This window comes from Streptomyces sp. SID14478, assembly GCF_010548525.1.
Lineage (GTDB): Bacteria > Actinomycetota > Actinomycetes > Streptomycetales > Streptomycetaceae > Streptomyces.
Genome location: NZ_JAAGMG010000255.1, coordinates 1 through 16,311, shown reverse-complemented (window position 1 = coordinate 16,311; position 16,311 = coordinate 1). Strand labels below are relative to the sequence as shown.

Sequence of the window (16,311 nt, the reverse complement as noted above, 5' to 3'; positions counted from 1 at the left end):
CTCGGCATCGCGGCGGCCCTGCTCGGCGACCCCGACGTGGTCCTGCTCGACGAGCCGTCCAACGGGCTCGACGCCGAAGGCATCGTCTGGATCCGGGAGGTGCTGCGCGACCTCGCGCGCGAAGGACGCACCGTCCTCGTCTCCAGCCACCTCATGAACGAGACCGCGACCTTCGCCGACCACCTCGTCGTCCTCGGCCGGGGACGGCTGCTCGCCGACACCTCGATGCCGGACTTCCTCGCCCGGTACGCCACCCGCTCCGTGCGCGTGCGCACCACCGAACCCGACCGCCTGCGTGCCGCCCTCGCGCGTGCGGGCCACACCGTCGGGCCCACCGCCGACGGCCGCTGCACCGTGGCCGGAGCCAGCGCGGCCGACGTCGGCGCCCTGGCCGCAGCCGACGAGATCCCCCTCCTCGAACTCGCCGACGACCAGCCTTCGTTGGAGGAGGCCTACCTGGCCCTGACCGCGCACGCCGCCGAGTTCGCCGCCGTCCCCCTCCAGGAGGCCTGACGATGTCCCCGCGCACCACCGCCGTACTGCACTCCGAGTGGATCAAGACCAGATCGCTGCGCGGCACCCTCGGCTCGCTCCTCGCCGTCTTCGTGGCCACCGTCGCCGTCACCACGCTGGTGTTCGCCACCGTCGGCCGGGCCGACAGCGGCGACGACCCGCTCCTCGGCGCCTTCTACGCCCTCAACTTCGGCCAGATCGCGGCCCTGGCCTTCGGCGCCACGTCCGTCTCGGGGGAGTACCTCAACGGGGCACTGCGCGTGTCCCTCGCCGCCGTCCCCGACCGGAACCTGTTCTTCGCTGCGAAGGCGTCGGTCGTCGGGGGCTGCGCGCTGGTCGTCGGCACCGGCACCACCTTCACCGCGTTCCTGGCCGGGCAGGCGTTCCTGGGGGCCGACGCGCTCGGGATCAGCGATCCGGGCGCCCTGCGGGCCTGCGTCGGCGGCGGCGTGTACCTCGCGCTGATGGCGCTGCTCGCGGCGGGCCTCACGGCCGTACTGCGCAGCGCGGTGGTCGTGTTGAGCGTGCTCGTGCCGTTCCTGCTGATCGTGTCGTTCGTCGTCGGCGACCTCGCCGGGTCGGCCGCCGACTTCCTTCCCGACCGCGCCGGCCAACAGGTCCTGCGCCAGGACACGACAGGCTCCCTGGGTCCCTGGACGGGGCTCGCCGTCACCGCGTTGTGGGCCGCGGCGGCCCTCCTGGCGGGCTGGTGGGCGGTGCGCCGCAGGGACGCCTGACGGCCCGTCGGCCGTTGTCAGTGGCGGCCGCTTCACTGGAGGAATGAGCAGCGCGGAGCTCCTCGCGACGATCGACCTGCTGTGGGCGAGTCCCTTCCCGTCCGAGCACGGTGGGTCCGTCGCGGGCTGGGGCGGGCCCGGGTACCTGATGGCCGAGCTGGGCCGCCGGCACGGGGTGCGCGACCTCGCCGAGGCCCGGGCCGACGCGGACCGGGACGGCCTGACCGCGCTGCTCACCGCGCGCTGGGGGGAGCCGTACCGGCTGAGCCTGTGGAGCCTGCACACGCGGGCGCTGGAGCACGGTGAGGAGATGGCCGAGCCCTGGGGCTGGCTGAGCGCCTGCGCCCAGGACCTCCACCTGTGGAGCGTCGGCGAGCGATGGGTCGCCCTCGCGGTGGCCCGCCAGGGCGATGACCAGCCGTACCAGCTCCTCACCGTCATCACGGACGCCGCCCCCGGGTGACGCACCCGCGGCAGGCATGCCGGCAACTCCCGTGCCACCATGGGATCTTGAGCCCGGGGCCGGGAGCCTCGCCCGGGCCCCACGCCGCACACCGCATGAAGGAGAGCACATGAGCGACGACAGCGCGCAGCAGCCGGGGGAGCGGATCGCCAGCCACATCGCGCACAACGCCCGTGTGTGGAACTACTGGTTGGGCGGCAAGGACCACTACGAGGTGGACGAGCAGGTCGGCGACATGGTCACGTCCATGTACCCGAGCATCGGCGAGGTGGCGCGCGCCGACCGTGCCTTCCTGGGCCGCGCCGTGGGCTTCCTCGCCGGTGAGGCGGGCATCCGCCAGTTCCTCGACATCGGCACCGGCCTGCCGACCGTCGACAACACCCACGAGGTCGCCCAGCGCATCGCGCCCGACTCCCGCATCGTCTACGTCGACAACGACCCGATCGTGCTCACCCACGCCCGCGCGCTGCTCACCAGCTCCGACCAGGGCGCCACCAGCTATGTGGACGCGGACGCGCACGACCCGCGGGCCATCGTCGCGGCCGCCTCCGACACCCTCGACTTCGAGAAGCCGATCGCGGTGATGCTCCTCGGCATCCTGAACTTCGTGCTCGACACCGAGGAGGCCACCGCCATCGTGCGCCGCCTCGTCGACGCGATCCCCTCGGGCAGCTACGTCGTCCTCACCCACCCGACCCTGGAGCTGGGCGGCGAGGGCAACGAGGCGGCGATGAAGTTCTGGAACGAGAACGCGACCCCGCCGATCACCGCCCGCACCGGCGCCGAGGTCAAGGCGTTCCTCGACGGCCTGGAGATCGTGGACCCGGGCCTGGTCTCCTGCGCGCGCTGGCGCCCCGACGGCACCGAAGAGGGCCCACTGGTCGCCCAGTTCGGCGTGGTGGCCCGCAAGCCCTGAGGAGTACCTGGCCGACCCGGGAGGTCGAGGGCGCGTCCTGAGGCGTACCCCGCCGATCGGAGAGGTCCAGGGCGCGTCCTGAGGCGTACACGGCCGATCCGAGGTCGGGGGCACGTCTTGAGGCGTACCCGGCCGATCCGGGAGGTCAGGGGGAGGACGCGGCGGCGCGCAGCCGCCCGTACTCCTGCGCCATCGTGGCCGCCGTCCAGTGCGCGTTCAGGCCGCTGGGGTTCGGCAGCGCCCACACCCGGGCGCCGCCGACCGTCCGCTCCTGCGGCCCGATCTGCGCCCGCGGCTCACCGAAGGCCGTCCGGTACGCCGTGATCCCTACGACGGCGAGCCACCGCGGCGCGAGCCGTGCCACCTTCTCCTCCAGGACGCGGCCGCCCTCCCTGAACTCCTCGGCGCGCAGCTCGTCCGCCCGCGCCGTGGCCCGCGCGACCACGTTCGTGATGCCGAGCCCGTACGAGAGCAGCTCCTCCTGCTCCGCTGGCTTGAGCAGGCGCGGCGTGAAACCGGACAGGTGCAGCACCGGCCAGAAGCGGTTGCCGGGCCGCGCGAAGTGATGCCCGGTCGCCGCCGTCATCAGTCCCGGGTTGATGCCGGAGAAGAGCACCGAAAGGCCGCTCGCGACGACGTCCGGCACCGGACGATCGCGAGCGGCCTCCAGGTCTGCCCGGGTCAGGCGCGTCAGAGGATCGCCCCCGGCGTGTACCCCGCGGCCTGCGGGTGCTGCTTCGCGATCTCCTCGATGCGGGAGACCAGCGTGGCCACCTGTCCGGCGGCCGCACCCGTGAAGGACAGCTTGTCCGCCATCAGCCCGTCGAGCTGCGCACGGTCCAGCGGGATGCGGGAGTCGGCGGCGAGCTTGTCCAGCAGCTCGTTGCGCTCGGCGCCCTGCTCGCGCATCGCGAGGGCGGAGGCGACCGCGTTCTCCTTGATCGCCTCGTGGGCCTCCTCGCGGCCGACGCCCGCGCGCACCGCCGCCATGAGCACCTTCGTGGTCGCGAGGAACGGCAGGTAGCGGTCCAGCTCACGGGCGACGACGGCGGGGAACGCGCCGAACTCGTCCAGCACGGTCAGGAACGTCTCCAGCAGACCGTCCAGCGCGAAGAACGCGTCCGGCAGCGCGACGCGGCGCACCACGGAGCAGGACACGTCGCCCTCGTTCCACTGGTCGCCCGCCAGCTCGCCGGTCATCGACGCGTAGCCCCGCAGGATCACCATGAGGCCGTTGACGCGCTCGCACGAGCGAGTGTTCATCTTGTGCGGCATCGCCGACGAGCCGACCTGACCGGGCTTGAAGCCCTCGGTCACCAGCTCGTGCCCGGCCATCAGCCGGATCGTCTTGGCGGTCGACGAGGGCGCCGCGGCGAGCTGCACCAGCGCGGTGACGACCTCGTAGTCGAGCGAGCGCGGGTAGACCTGGCCGACCGAGGTGAAGGCCTGGCCGAAGCCGAGGTGGTCCGCGATCCGCTGCTCAAGATCGGCCAGCTTCGCGTCGTCGCCGCCGAGCAGGTCCAGCATGTCCTGCGCGGTGCCGACCGGGCCCTTGATGCCGCGCAGCGGGTAGCGGGAGAGGAGCTCCTCGACCCTGCCGTACGCGACGAGCAGTTCGTCGGCGGCGGTCGCGAACCGCTTGCCGAGGGTGGTGGCCTGCGCGGCGACGTTGTGCGAGCGCCCCGCCATGACCAGCTCGCCGTACTCGCCGGCCAGCTTGCCCAGGCGGGCGAGCACGGCGACGGAGCGGTCGCGGACCAGCTCGAGAGAGAGCCGGATCTGCAGCTGCTCGACGTTCTCCGTGAGGTCGCGCGACGTCATACCCTTGTGGACCTGCTCGTGCCCGGCGAGCGCGTTGAACTCCTCGATACGGGCCTTCACGTCGTGCCGCGTGACCTTCTCGCGCTCGGCGATCGAGGCCAGGTCGACCTGGTCGAGCACCCGCTCGTAGTCGGCGATCGCGGCGTCCGGCACCTCGATCCCGAGGTCCTTCTGGGCCTTCAGCACGGCGAGCCAGAGCTGCCGCTCCAGCTTCACCTTCTCCTCGGGCGACCAGAGGGTGGCAAGCTCGGCGGAGGCATAGCGTCCGGCGAGAACGTTCGGGATACGGGGCTTTGCAGGCGCAGTCACGTGGACGGAGTTTACCGGGCGTCCCTACAGGCTCCGAACCGCCCGTGTGATGGAGGAACCTACAGGTCAGAGGGGTCGCCGGGATGCCCCCAGAGGGCGCCGTACGTCAGACGAAGGGCAGCGGGCCGTCGAGCAGCCACGTCGCCGAGGCCGCGCCCCCCGCGACGGCCACGGCCCGGCCGGTCCGGGCGCGTCCAAAGAGGGCCTCGGCCGCCGCGGCCGCCTCGGATCCGATGGCCACGCCCCAGACCAGGGACAGGCACAGATCCCCCCACGCGAGCGCCGGCCGGCCGATGACCAGCCATCCGGCGGTGCCTCCCGCCAGACAGAGGGCCACGTACGACCAGGTGGCGCCCTGCGGGGCGGCACCGCGCGCGCGTCCGCGGTGGACGAGGACGAGCGCGAGTTGCGCGACGGCCGCGGCGATGGCGATCACGTAGGGCTCCTGTTCCGATCCCGCACCACACGGTGGCTGCTCCGGCGAGTGGGTCGGAATCCTGCCATAGGGCCCGTATCCGCAGGACAGGACATATAAGGACTGCCTCGAAAAAAATAGGGACTTCGGTCCTGCTCCGCGACGTAGGGGAGGCGAGGCGCTGCGTCCGTCAATTTTGACAGTGCCTTGACAAATCCAGGCCGGGGGACCATCGTGCAAGACGCTCGCAATTCTGCGTAATCCCCCGCACTGAACACGCAATTCACGCATGCCTAGATGCCCCATGCACCCATCGGTGTGCGTGTTCCGTCCGTTCCACCTGTTCACTGTTCCGCTGTCCCATCGCAGCGCAGCAAGCGCGGCCGGCGCGCGCCCTGCCTGACACGCCCCCAAGCGTCAGGAGGTAGCCCCATGTCCCCACGCCCTCGTACAGGGCTGAAACTGCTCACCGCACTCGCACTCGTCCTGGCCGGTGCCACCGCACAGGCCACGTCGGCCGCACCGGCCGCCCAGGACGTTCCGCCGGGTGACTACCAGCAGGTCCAACTCGCCGCGGGTGCGGCGGAGTTGGGTGAAGCCATGTCGCTGACCGTGCTCCCGGACCGCTCGGTCCTGCACACCGCCCGCGACGGCACGGTCCGACTCACGGACCCCGCGGGGAACACCACGACGGCCGCCAAGCTCAACGTGTACACGCACGACGAGGAAGGGCTGCAGGGCATCGCCGCGGCACCCGACTTCGCCACGAGCCGCCAGGTCTACGCCTACTACTCGCCCAGGCTGGACACCCCGGACGGAGACGCCCCGGCCACCGGCAGCGCCGCGGACTTCGCGCAGTGGAAGGGCCACCTCAACCTCTCCCGCTTCACGCTCAAGGCCGACAACACCCTCGATCTCGCCAGCGAGAAGGTCGTCCTCGAAGTCGCCAACGACCGGGGCCAGTGCTGCCACGTCGGCGGCGACATCGACTTCGACGCCGCCGGGAACCTGTACCTGACCACCGGCGACGACACCAACCCCTTCGACTCCTCCGGCTACGCCCCGCTCGACGAACGCACCGACCGCAACCCGCAGTTCGACGCCCAGCGCTCCTCGGGCAACACCAACGACCTGCGCGGCAAGGTCCTGCGCATCAAGCCGACCGCGGACGGCGGCTACACCGTCCCCTCCGGCAACCTCTTCGCACCCGGCACCGCGAACACCCGGCCCGAGATCTACGCGATGGGCTTTCGCAACCCGTTCCGGATGAGCGTCGACAAGAAGACCGGCGCCGTCTACGTCGGCGACTACGGACCCGACGCGGGCGACGGCGCGGCCGACCGGGGCCCCGGCGGCCAGGTCGAGTTCGACCGCATCACCCAGGCCGGCAACTTCGGATGGCCGTACTGCACCGGCACCAACACCACCGCCGAGACCTACAACGAGTACACGTTCCCCAGCGGCCCCTCCGGCGCCAAGTACGACTGCGCGGGCGGCCCCACGAACAACTCCTTCCGCAACACCGGGCAGCCCGAGCTACCGGCGGCGCAGGCCAGTTGGATCAAGTACGGGTGGACGGACTCACCGCCCGAGCTGGGCAGCGGCTCCGAGTCGCCGATGGCCGGCGACGTCTATCACTACGACCCGGACCTCAACTCCTCCGTGAAGTTCCCGCAGTCCCTCGACGGCCGCTTCTTCGCCACCGAGTACGGCCGCAAGTGGATCAAACCCATCGAGGTGAAGAGCGACGGCTCGCGCGGCGTGATCGAGGACTTCCCCTGGACCGGGACGCAGATCATCGACAGCGACTTCGGCCCCGACGGGGCGCTGTACGTCCTCGACTACGGCACGGGGGCCAACGACCAGGCCCTGTACCGCATCGAGTACCTCGGCGGCAGCAACCGCAACCCGGTCGCCCAGGCCGCCGCGGACAAGACCTCCGGCGCCCTCCCGCTGACCGTGCAGTTCTCCTCCGCGGGCAGCTCCGACCCCGAGGGCCAGAACCTCAGCTACAGCTGGGACTTCGGCGACGGCGCCACCTCGACACAGGCCAACCCCTCGCACACGTACAGCACGAAGGGAACGTACCGGCCCACCCTCACCGTCAAGGACCCCGAAGGGCTCGCCGGCACAGCGAGTCTCGTCGTCACGGCGGGCAACACGGCGCCGACCGTCGACCTCCAACTGCCCGCCGACGGACAGCTGTTCTCGTTCGGCGACACCGTGCCCTTCAAGGTGAACGTGACCGACCCGGAGGACGGCGCGGTCGACTGCGCCAAGGTCAAGGTCACCTACCTCCTCGGCCATGACAGCCACGCCCACTCCATCACCGCCCAGAACGGCTGCAGCGGCAGCATTCCCGTACCGGTCGACGGAGAGCACGACAGCGCGGCCAATCTGTACGGGGTCTTCGACGCGGAGTACACCGACCAGGCCGGCCTGACCACCCACACCCGCCACACCCTGCAGCCGCGCCACCGCCAGGCCGAGCACTTCACCGCACAGTCCGGCATCCAGGTCGCCGGGCACGGACCCGCCGAGGGCGCGAACACCGTGGGCTTCACCGACGACGGCGACTGGATCTCCTTCAAGCCGTACGCGCTCGGCAACGCGAACTCCTTGACCGCCCGCGTCTCCTCCGGCGGCCCCGGAGGCACCCTCGAAGTGCGCGCGGGCTCGCCGACGGGAACGCTGCTCGGCTCGGCGGCCGTCCCGCCGACCGGTGGCTGGGAGACCTTCCAGGACGTGACGGCGAACCTGTCGGGCGCGCCGTCGGGCACCGCCGACCTCGTGCTCGTCTTCAAGGGCCCGACCGGGCAGGGCAATCTCTTCGACGTCGACGCCTTCACCCTCGGCACGACGTCCGCGGCCAAGAGCCCGGCGAAGAAGGGACGTTGACGACCATGAACCGTCCCTGGAACCGACTGGCCCGCGGCTGCGCCGTCCTCGCCTGCGCCGTGGCGACCGCACTCGCCGTACCGACGGCCCCGGCAGGGGCCGCCGACGCCGCGTCCTTCGACGTCCTGGTCTTCTCCAGGACGGCGGGCTTCCGCCACGACTCGATCCCGGCGGGCATCGACGCCCTGCGCTCCCTCGGCACGGACGGCGACTTCACCGTCACGGCCACCGAGGACCCCACCGCGTTCACCGCCGGCAACCTCGCCGGATACGAGGCGGTGGTCTTCCTCAGCACGACGGGCGACGTCCTCGACGGCGGCCAGCAGGACGCGCTGCAGGCGTACGTCGACGCGGGCGGCGGCTACGTCGGCGTGCACGCCGCCGCCGACACCGAGTACGACTGGCCGTACTACGGGCAACTCGTCGGCGCCTGGTTCAAGAGCCACCCGGCGATCCAGCAGGCCACCGTCGTCAACGAGGACCGGTCGCACCCGGCGACCGCGCACCTGGACCCCACCTGGACGCGGACCGACGAGTGGTACAACTACCGCACCGATCCCCGGGCGAGCGTGCACGTCCTGCAGAGCCTGGACGAATCGTCGTACAGCGGCGGGGAGATGGCGGGCGACCACCCCATCACGTGGTGCCATCCCCAAGGCCTCGGCCGGTCCTTCTACACCGGCCTCGGCCACACCGCCGAGTCGTACGCCGATCCGGCGTTCCGCGCGCTGCTGCTGGGCGCGGTCCGTTACGCCGCCGGACAGGCCACCGCCGACTGTGCGCCACCGGCGGGCGGCGCCGGGCTTTCGCGGTGAGGGCGCGCTCCCCGGCCGACTGACCCTCGGGCCACCGTGCCGCGGCCGCCGTCCCCACCGGGGCGGCGGCCGCGGTCGGACCGGGCACCGTCGGATCAGCCCCCGTCGGTGAGCTGGTAGAGGTAGATGATGTGCGAGTCGTCGTCCGGCATGGCGTTCACGTCGTCGGACGCGGCGTCGATCCGGAAGTAGAACCGGGGCGCCGAGCGGCCCCGGAGCTCTCCCCTGTCCTCCTTCTTCACCAACGCGTCGAGGAACGCGTCGGGGCTCGGGGTCCTGGTGCCGAGGTCGCTCGCGAGCGTGCCGCCGACGACCACCTTGAGGTGGTCGGTGTCGACGAAGACGTTCGACGCCGCCCCGGTCGCGCTCGTCGGTACGAAGGTCGGACCCGCGTCCGCGCACTCGTACCTGCCGAGGACCAGGCCGACCACCGGGTAGGGGCTCTCGCCCCCCATGTTCACGGACTCGATCGCCCCGTACGGGCCCTGCCCGTCGTGGTCGCAGACCGAACCGGTCGGCGGGGTCTGCCGATCGGCGTGGCCCCCGTCGCCCTTCCCGTCACTCGTGTCACTCGTGGCCGCGGCCGGTTTCGACGGCGTCCGCGGGGCGGCGGAGGAGCGCGTCGCGGACGGGCTCGTCGTGCCATCGTCCTTGCCGTCGCTCGCGCCCGCATCGCAGGCCGCGGTCGTCAGGGCCGCGGCGACGGCCACTCCCACTCCCAGCACGCGCAGTTTCCTGCTGTTGTGCATCGCACGCATGGACAGTTCCCCCGTAGCTCCGCGCACATGGTGATGCGCATGATCGAAGAAGCGGTGCGAGGGGAGTGTGCCCGCGGTGCGGTCCGCTCTTAGCAGCCCGTTCGGGATCGTTACGGACCACGGACAATGCCGTGCCGTCGACGGTTACCGCGCGGTCTCGTCCTGGGCGTAGGTGAGGAGCTCAGGGCGCTTGGGCGGCCGTCCGTCACCCGACGACCGGCCGGTCAGCCGGCGCCCGATCCACGGCACCAGGTGCTGCTTGGCGAAGCGGACGTCGGCGACGCGCCGCGCGGTCCAGCCCAGCGGCACGGCGGGCGGCAGCGGCTCCAGCCAGTCCGACTCGGGCTCGTGTCCGAGGGCCTGCCAGACGGCCTCGGCGATCCGCCGGTGCCCCTCCGCCGTCGGGTGCAGCCGGTCCACGTCCCACATCCGCTGGTCGCCCAGGACCGGCGCCCCGTACAGGTCGACGACCACGGCGCCGTGCTCGGCCGCGAGGTCGTCGATGCACGCGTACAGCTCCTCCATGCGCGGGCGGAAACGCTGCAGCACGGGGCCGTCGCGCCCGGGGCTGCGCATCAGGACGAGCTGCTCGCAGGACGGGGCCAGCTTCTCGACGGCCTCCGTGAGCAGGTCGCGCACCTGGACCATGTCGCACTTGGGCCGCAGGGTGTCGTTGAGCCCGCCCACCAGCGTCACCACGTCGGCCTTCATCGCCGCGGCGACGTCGACCTGCTCGGCGACGATCTGCCCGATCAGCTTGCCGCGCACCGCGAGGTTCGCGTACCGGAAGCCGGGGCTGCGCGTCGCCATGCGAGCGGCCAGCAGGTCGGCCCATCCGCGGTAGGAGCCGTCGGGCAGCAGGTCCGACATGCCCTCGGTGAAGGAGTCGCCGACCGCGACAAGGCTGGTGTACGTGGCATTCATCTGCATGGCGCCAGAGATCGTAACCCGGCCGGTGACCGACGGGTACGCGGTGGGGCTGGGCAGCGGCTCCCGGCAGCGGTATGCCAGGAACAGGTACCGCGCACGACACCCTCGGGGGAGATCGCCATGGCCGGCAGCATCTGGACCGTCGCCTTCTGGAAAGCCACCGCCGAACGCGCGATCAGGACCTTCGCACAGGCACTGGCCGCTCTCCTCGTCGCGGGCGCCACGAACCTGCTGGACGTGGACTGGGCCGCGGCGCTCGGCACCGCCGGGCTGGCCACGGTGCTCGCGGTGCTCACCGCGATCGGCGCCGCCGGCGTCGGGCCGCACGGCCCGGGGATCCTGGAGACCCCCACGCCGCCGACGGCCCGCACCGACGGACCGGCCGTCTGAGCCGGGTACGTCAGGCGGGCTGCCCGAACAGCTCCCGCAGCACGTCCTCCATGGTCACCATGCCCGCGAGCCGGCCGTCCGCGCCGAGCACCGCCGCCACGTGCGTACGGCTGCCGCGCATCGCCGTGAGGACGTCGTCCAGCGGCGTCGTCTCCCGTACGCGCGCGATGGAGCGCATCTCCGGCACCCGGAACGGCAGATCGCGCGGCTGCGCGTCCAGCGCGTCCTTCACGTGGAGGTAGCCGACGATGCGCCGGCCCTCGTCCACGACGGGGAACCGCGAGAACCCGGACTCGGCGGACAGCCGCTCCAACTGCTCGGGCGTGACGCCCACGCGCGCGTAGACCACCTTCTCCAGGGGCAGGACGACGTCCTTGATGGGGCGGCGGCCCAGTTCCAGCGCGTCGTGCAGCCGCTCCTGCGCCCGGTCGTCGATCAACCCGGCCTCGGAGGAGTCCTTGACCATCCGGGCCAGCTCGTCGTCCGAGAACGTCGCCGCGACCTCGTCCTTGACCTCCACGCGCAGCAGCTTGAGCAGCGTGTTCGCGAAGGCGTTGATGGTGAAGATCACCGGGCGCAGGGCGCGCGCCAGGGCCACCAGCGGCGGGCCCAGCAGCAGCGCCGAGCGCACCGGCTCCGCGAGCGCGATGTTCTTCGGGACCATCTCGCCCAGGAGCATGTGCAGATACGTCGCCACGGTCAGCGCGATCACGAACGAGATCGGGTGGATCAGCCCGTGCGGCATCCCGACCGCGTCGAACACCGGCTCCAGGAGGTGTGCGATGGCCGGCTCGGCGACGATGCCCAGGACCAGCGTGCACAGGGTGATGCCGAGCTGCGCCGCGGCGAGCAGGGCGGACACGTGCTGCAGGCCCCACAGGACGCTGCGGGCCCGCCGGTCGCCCTCCTCGGCGTGCGGCTCGATCTGGCTGCGGCGGACCGAGATCAGGGCGAACTCGGCGCCGACGAAGAAGGCGTTGACGACCAGGGTCGCCAGTCCGATCAGTAGCTGGACCGCGGTCATCGGGCCCCCTCCTTGCCGGTCTCTTCGGCGAGCGGTGCGTGCAGCAGCACGCGGGCAGCGCGGTGTCCGTGCGCGTCCACGACGTCGAGGCGCCAGCCGGCGACCTCGACGCTGTCGCCGGTGTCGGGGATGCGGCCCAGCTCGGACGCGACGATCCCGGCCAGCGTCTCGTACGGCCCGTCGGGCGCCCGCAGCCCGACCCGCGCGAGCTGGTCGGTGCGTGCGGCGCCGTCGGCCGAGTACAGGGTGCGGCCGCCCTCGTCGGTGCCGGCGGGCGCGATGTCGGGCGTCTCGTGCGGGTCGTGCTCGTCGCGGACCTCGCCGACGACCTCCTCGACGATGTCCTCCAGGGTCGCGACCCCGGCGGTGCCGCCGTACTCGTCGATGACGACGGCCATGGTGCGCCTGCCCGACAGCCGGTCGAGCAGCCGCTCCACGGTCAGGCTCTCCGGGACGAGCAGCGGCTCGCGCAGCAGCTCGGACACCCGCTTGCGCCCCCGCTGCTCGGCAGGCACGGCGAGGATGTCCTTGATGTGCGCGACGCCGACGACGGAGTCGAGGGAGCCCCGGTAGACGGGGAAGCGGGACAGTCCGGTGGCCCGGGTGGCGTTGGCGACGTCCTCGCAGGTGGCCTGCACGTCGAGGGCGACGACCTGGACGCGCGGCGTCATCACGTTCTCGGCGGTCAGGTCCGCCAGGTTGAGCGTGCGCACGAACAGCTCCGCGGTGTCGGCCTCCAGCGCGCCCTCCTTCGCGGAGTGCCGGGCGAGCGCCATCAGCTCCTGCGGTCCGCGGGCGGAGGCCAGCTCCTCGGTCGGCTCGATGCCGAAGCGGCGCACCATCCGGTTCGCGGTGTTGTTCAGGTGCGTGATGAAGGGGCGAAACGCCGCGCTGAACCAGCGCTGCGGCGTCGCCACCCGCTTGGCCACGGCCAGCGGGGAGGAGATCGCCCAGTTCTTCGGCACCAGTTCGCCGACGACCATCAAGAACACCGTCGACAGGGCGGTGCCGAGCACCAGCGCGACCGAGGTGGACGCCGACGACGGGATGCCGAGCGATTCGAGCGGTCCCGCGATCAGCTTGGCGATGGACGGTTCGGCGAGCATGCCGACGACCAGGTTCGTCACGGTGATGCCGAGCTGGGCGCCGGACAGCTGGAAGGTGAGGTTCCGTGCGGCCTTGAGGGCACCGGCGGCGCCGCGCTCACCCCGCTCGGCGGCGCGCTCCAGCTCCCCGCGCTCGACGGTGGTCAGCGAGAACTCCGCCGCGACGAAGGCGCCGCAGGCCAGCGACAGCAGCACTGCGACGGCGAGCAGAAGTACTTCGGTCATCGGGTCGTCACCTCCGTCCCATGATCGGCCAGGGACGGGACGGATGCGCGCGCTCGGGGGCCGCGCAGGGGTATGGACCGGGTACTGGGGGGCTCGCCCATGGGCGGACGCTCACACCTTTCGCAGAGTTCGAGTGACCCACCCATGGTAAAGGATCAGCAAAGCGGCGCTCCCTCCCCGGGCCGGTCCCCGTCCCGCACGAGCGGCTTGACCCAGCGCGACCACTGGGGTTCCGGCGTGTAACCGGCGGCCTTCCACGTGTGCTGCGCCCGTTCGTTGCGGTCCAGGACCATGGCGTCACCGCGCCGCCCGCCCAGTGCCACGAACCGCTCCTCCGCCGCGGCGAGCAGCGCCGAACCGATGCCCTGGCGCCGCGCGTCCGGGTGTACGGCGAGCCGGTAGAGGTGGCACCGCCAGCCGTCGAAGCCGGCGATGACCGTGCCCACCAGCTCCGCGTCGCGCTCCGCCAGCAGCAGCGCGTCGGGGTCCCGGGCGACCAGGCGCTCCACGCCCGCGCGGTCGTCGCTGATGCTCGTGCCCTCGGCCGCCGTCTTCCAGAAGGCGAGGACGGCGTCGAGATCGGCGGGGGAGGCGGACCGGATGCGAAGTGCGTTCATGGGCCGATCCCACCACCGCCCGAGCGCGGTGCGCCGTGGATTTCACATGCCGGACGACCCCAAGCCCGGGGCCGCGCGGCGCCTCACCGGCCACGCAGCGCCTCGACGACCGGCGCGAACGTCTCGACGTACGGCTCCAGGACGGTGAGGTACGAGAACCCGTACCGCTCGCGGCGGGCGAGCAGCCGCTCCACGATCTCCTCCCGGGTGCCGATGAGCACGAGCGGCGAGTCCAGCACGTCCTGCTCGGTCAGGTCCGGCATGTGCTCCAGCCAGGGGCGGGCGGCGGCGGACGGATCGTCCGTGACCGCCACCAGTTGCAGCAGCAGGTTCAGCTCGGCGGGCTCGGCCCGCCCCACCGCCGCCTTCCGGTACGCGGCCACCCGGATGTCGAGCTCGTCGGGCGACAGCGGCACCAGGCCACCGGCGTCGGCCGGGCCGGGGCCGGCGCCGGTGAACGCGACGACGTCGGCGTGCGCGGCGGCGATCCGCAGCATCCGGTCGCCGTTGCCGCCGATCAGCAGCGCGGGCCGCGCAGTGCCGTCCGGCGTGAGGGGCAGCCGCTCCAACTCCGCGACGCACCGCACCAGTCGGTCGACGCGACTGCCGGGCGTACCCCACTCCACTCCGGCCCGCTCGAACTCCTCGCGCACGTACCCGGTGCCAAGGCCCACTTCGAGTCGGCCGTCGGTCAGCTCGGCCGCGGTCGTGACCTCGCGGGCCAGCAACACCGGGTTCCAGAAAGCGCAGTTGAGGACGAACGTGCCGACGCGTGGTCGTGTCGTCGCCTCCGCGGCGGCGACGAGCGCGGGGAACGGCGAGGGCATGCCGAGATGGTCGGCGACCTGGATCACGTCGTAGCCGAGCTCCTCCGCCCTGCGGCACTTGGCGCGCCAGGCGTCGCCGGAGGCGGGGCTGATCATGTTGACGCCGAAGCGGAACGGACGCGTCATGAACTCTCCTCGGTACGCGGCGAGTTGCTGCTCTCGGGCTTCTCGCAGGCATAGCCCTTCCGGAGGTCGTCGCGCAGCCGGTTCGGCCTTCGGCGGAGTCGGCCCGCGCGACGCCGCCCGCGCCGTCACTCGTGCGCGATCGCCGCCAGGACGTTCATCCGCGAGGCCCGCAGCGCCAGAAGCAGCGCCGCCGCCAGCCCCACGAGCACCGAACCGACGACCACCGCGACGATCGTCGACCAGGGAACGGCGAGGGCCTCCATGCCCTCCAGGGCGAGCACCTGGTGTGCGCACACGCCCCAGATCAGGCCGAGGGCGAGCCCGAGGACCGCGCCGAACACCGCGATCACCACCGACTCGAGGCGGATCATGCGGCGCAACTGCCGTCGCGCGAGCCCGATCGCCCGCAGCAGCCCGATCTCCCGGGTGCGCTCCACGACCGACAGGGCAAGGGTGTTGACCACGCCGAGGACCGCGATGACGATCGCGAGGCCCAACAGTGCGTAGACGAGGTAGAGCAGCACCGCGATCTGGTCGTGGATGAGCTTCTTGTAGTCGGCCAGGTCGCGCACCTGCACCTGCGGATACGGGCCGAGCGTTCGGTCCAGGCGGGCCCGCAACGTGTCCGCGGAGGTGCCGTTCGCCGCGTTCACGTACACCGCCGAGTCCTGGCCCCCGGGCACGTACTTCTCCAGCGTGGTCAGCCCCATGAGGAATCCGCCCTGCATGCCGAAGCCGCTGCCCTCCTGGTCGGTGAGCGCGCCCACGGTGAACGAAGCCCGCTTCCCGCCGGGCAGTTCCACCTGCAGCACACTGCCCACCTTCGCCCCGTGGTCGTCCGCGAACTCCTGCTGCATCGCCAGGTGTTGCGGTGCGAGGGCGGCCGCCGAGTCCCCTTGTGCGTACGTCACGTGGGCGACGTCGTCGAGCCGTGCCCCGTACCCGGCCGCGGTGGACTCGATCCGCTTGCCGTCCGGCATGCGCACCGCGAGCGGCGTGAAGCGCTGCCGCACGACGAGCCCCACGCCTTCGGTGGCGCCGATCTTCTCGGTGACCTCCCGCGGGAACGGCACGAAGTTGGCGTTCTGCACGGTGAAGTCGGCGCCGAGCGTCTTGTCGATCTGCTGGTCGAAGGACTTGCTCATCGACGCGCTCGCCACGGACATGCCCGCGACCAGCGCGAGACCCACCATCAGCGCGCCGGCGGTGGCGCCGGTGCGGCGCGGGTTGCGCAGCGCGTTGCGCTGGCTCATCCGGCCGATCGAGCCGAACACGGCGGGGAACGCGCCGCCCAGCACGCGGATGACGGGACGCACGAGCAGCGGCCCCGCGACGACCGTCGCGATCAGGCTCAGCACGATCCCGAGCGCGAGCAGCGACCCGGCGGTACCGGTCCGCGTCGCCGCCGCACAGCCGACGAG

Annotated in this window: 16 protein-coding genes and 1 pseudogene; 7 read left to right on the top strand and 10 right to left on the bottom strand. The window is 72.1% G+C overall.

The genetic code is table 11. The features are described from left to right. The 4 genes from G3I40_RS08965 to G3I40_RS08950 all read left to right on the top strand — a co-directional run. Window positions 1-513 (top strand): AAA family ATPase (locus G3I40_RS08965; RefSeq protein WP_343244867.1); only part of this gene is annotated, 513 nt, incomplete at its 5' end. A gap of 2 nt (window positions 514-515) precedes the next feature. After that, entirely contained in the window at window positions 516-1,250 is a 735-nt protein-coding gene (locus G3I40_RS08960; protein ID WP_164301621.1) for an ABC transporter permease, read from the top strand. A 43-nt stretch (window positions 1,251-1,293) separates the two neighbouring features. After that, on the top strand, window positions 1,294-1,713 hold the full coding sequence (locus G3I40_RS08955; RefSeq protein WP_164301620.1) for a hypothetical protein: 420 nt from the start codon (window positions 1,294-1,296) through the stop codon (window positions 1,711-1,713). Window positions 1,714-1,822: 109 nt separating this feature from the next. After that, window positions 1,823-2,629: an SAM-dependent methyltransferase gene (locus tag G3I40_RS08950; RefSeq protein WP_164301619.1), complete on the top strand. Its 807-nt coding sequence runs from the start codon at window positions 1,823-1,825 to the stop codon at window positions 2,627-2,629. A 145-nt stretch (window positions 2,630-2,774) separates the two neighbouring features. Here the strand turns inward: G3I40_RS08950 and mug are convergent, their stop codons facing one another. The 3 genes from mug to G3I40_RS08935 all read right to left on the bottom strand — a co-directional run bounded on the left by mug (window position 2,775) and on the right by G3I40_RS08935 (window position 5,195). Beyond that, on the bottom strand, window positions 2,775-3,323 hold the full coding sequence (mug, locus tag G3I40_RS08945) for a G/U mismatch-specific DNA glycosylase (protein ID WP_164301622.1): 549 nt from the start codon (window positions 3,321-3,323) through the stop codon (window positions 2,775-2,777). Continuing rightward, window positions 3,320-4,759 carry an adenylosuccinate lyase gene (gene purB, locus G3I40_RS08940; protein ID WP_164301618.1) on the bottom strand — a complete coding sequence of 480 codons (1,440 nt, stop codon included), beginning with the start codon at window positions 4,757-4,759 and terminating at the stop codon, window positions 3,320-3,322. Before purB ends, mug begins: the two co-directional genes overlap by 4 nt. 106 nt (window positions 4,760-4,865) lie before the next feature. Then, window positions 4,866-5,195, bottom strand: coding sequence for a hypothetical protein (locus tag G3I40_RS08935; protein ID WP_164301617.1), 330 nt, complete (start codon window positions 5,193-5,195; stop codon window positions 4,866-4,868). 411 nt (window positions 5,196-5,606) lie between these two features. Between G3I40_RS08935 and G3I40_RS08930 the strand changes: the two genes are divergently transcribed. Then, complete coding sequence (locus G3I40_RS08930) at window positions 5,607-8,072, top strand: PQQ-dependent sugar dehydrogenase (protein ID WP_164301616.1); 2,466 nt, start codon at window positions 5,607-5,609, stop codon at window positions 8,070-8,072. Window positions 8,073-8,077: 5 nt separating this feature from the next. Next, window positions 8,078-8,854, top strand: a pseudogene (locus G3I40_RS08925) (ThuA domain-containing protein); the annotation flags it as partial. A 128-nt stretch (window positions 8,855-8,982) separates the two neighbouring features. Here the strand turns inward: G3I40_RS08925 and G3I40_RS08920 are convergent. Continuing rightward, window positions 8,983-9,645 (bottom strand): hypothetical protein, encoded by a 663-nt coding sequence (locus tag G3I40_RS08920; RefSeq protein WP_164301615.1) that lies wholly within the window; start codon window positions 9,643-9,645, stop codon window positions 8,983-8,985. A 144-nt stretch (window positions 9,646-9,789) separates the two neighbouring features. Next, window positions 9,790-10,575, bottom strand: a complete 786-nt coding sequence (locus G3I40_RS08915; RefSeq protein ID WP_164301614.1) for an SGNH/GDSL hydrolase family protein — start codon at window positions 10,573-10,575, stop codon at window positions 9,790-9,792. Between the two features lie 120 nt (window positions 10,576-10,695). Between G3I40_RS08915 and G3I40_RS08910 the strand changes: the two genes are divergently transcribed. Continuing rightward, a complete protein-coding gene (locus tag G3I40_RS08910; protein ID WP_164301613.1) occupies window positions 10,696-10,965 on the top strand; it encodes a holin in 270 nt (89 codons plus the stop codon). Between the two features lie 10 nt (window positions 10,966-10,975). On the opposite strand, the gene G3I40_RS08905 is transcribed toward G3I40_RS08910, so the two are convergent. From G3I40_RS08905 to G3I40_RS08885, 5 genes are all read right to left on the bottom strand, one after another. Beyond that, window positions 10,976-11,989 carry a hemolysin family protein gene (locus G3I40_RS08905; protein ID WP_164301612.1) on the bottom strand — a complete coding sequence of 338 codons (1,014 nt, stop codon included), beginning with the start codon at window positions 11,987-11,989 and terminating at the stop codon, window positions 10,976-10,978. After that, window positions 11,986-13,320, bottom strand: a complete 1,335-nt coding sequence (locus G3I40_RS08900; RefSeq protein WP_164301611.1) for a hemolysin family protein — start codon at window positions 13,318-13,320, stop codon at window positions 11,986-11,988. Before G3I40_RS08900 ends, G3I40_RS08905 begins: the two co-directional genes overlap by 4 nt. 155 nt (window positions 13,321-13,475) lie before the next feature. After that, complete coding sequence (locus tag G3I40_RS08895) at window positions 13,476-13,937, bottom strand: GNAT family N-acetyltransferase (protein ID WP_164301610.1); 462 nt, start codon at window positions 13,935-13,937, stop codon at window positions 13,476-13,478. Between the two features lie 83 nt (window positions 13,938-14,020). Next, complete coding sequence (locus G3I40_RS08890) at window positions 14,021-14,890, bottom strand: LLM class F420-dependent oxidoreductase (RefSeq protein ID WP_164301609.1); 870 nt, start codon at window positions 14,888-14,890, stop codon at window positions 14,021-14,023. A gap of 125 nt (window positions 14,891-15,015) precedes the next feature. Then, a partial coding sequence (locus tag G3I40_RS08885) for an ABC transporter permease (RefSeq protein ID WP_164301608.1) occupies window positions 15,016-16,311 on the bottom strand: 1,296 nt, incomplete at its 5' end.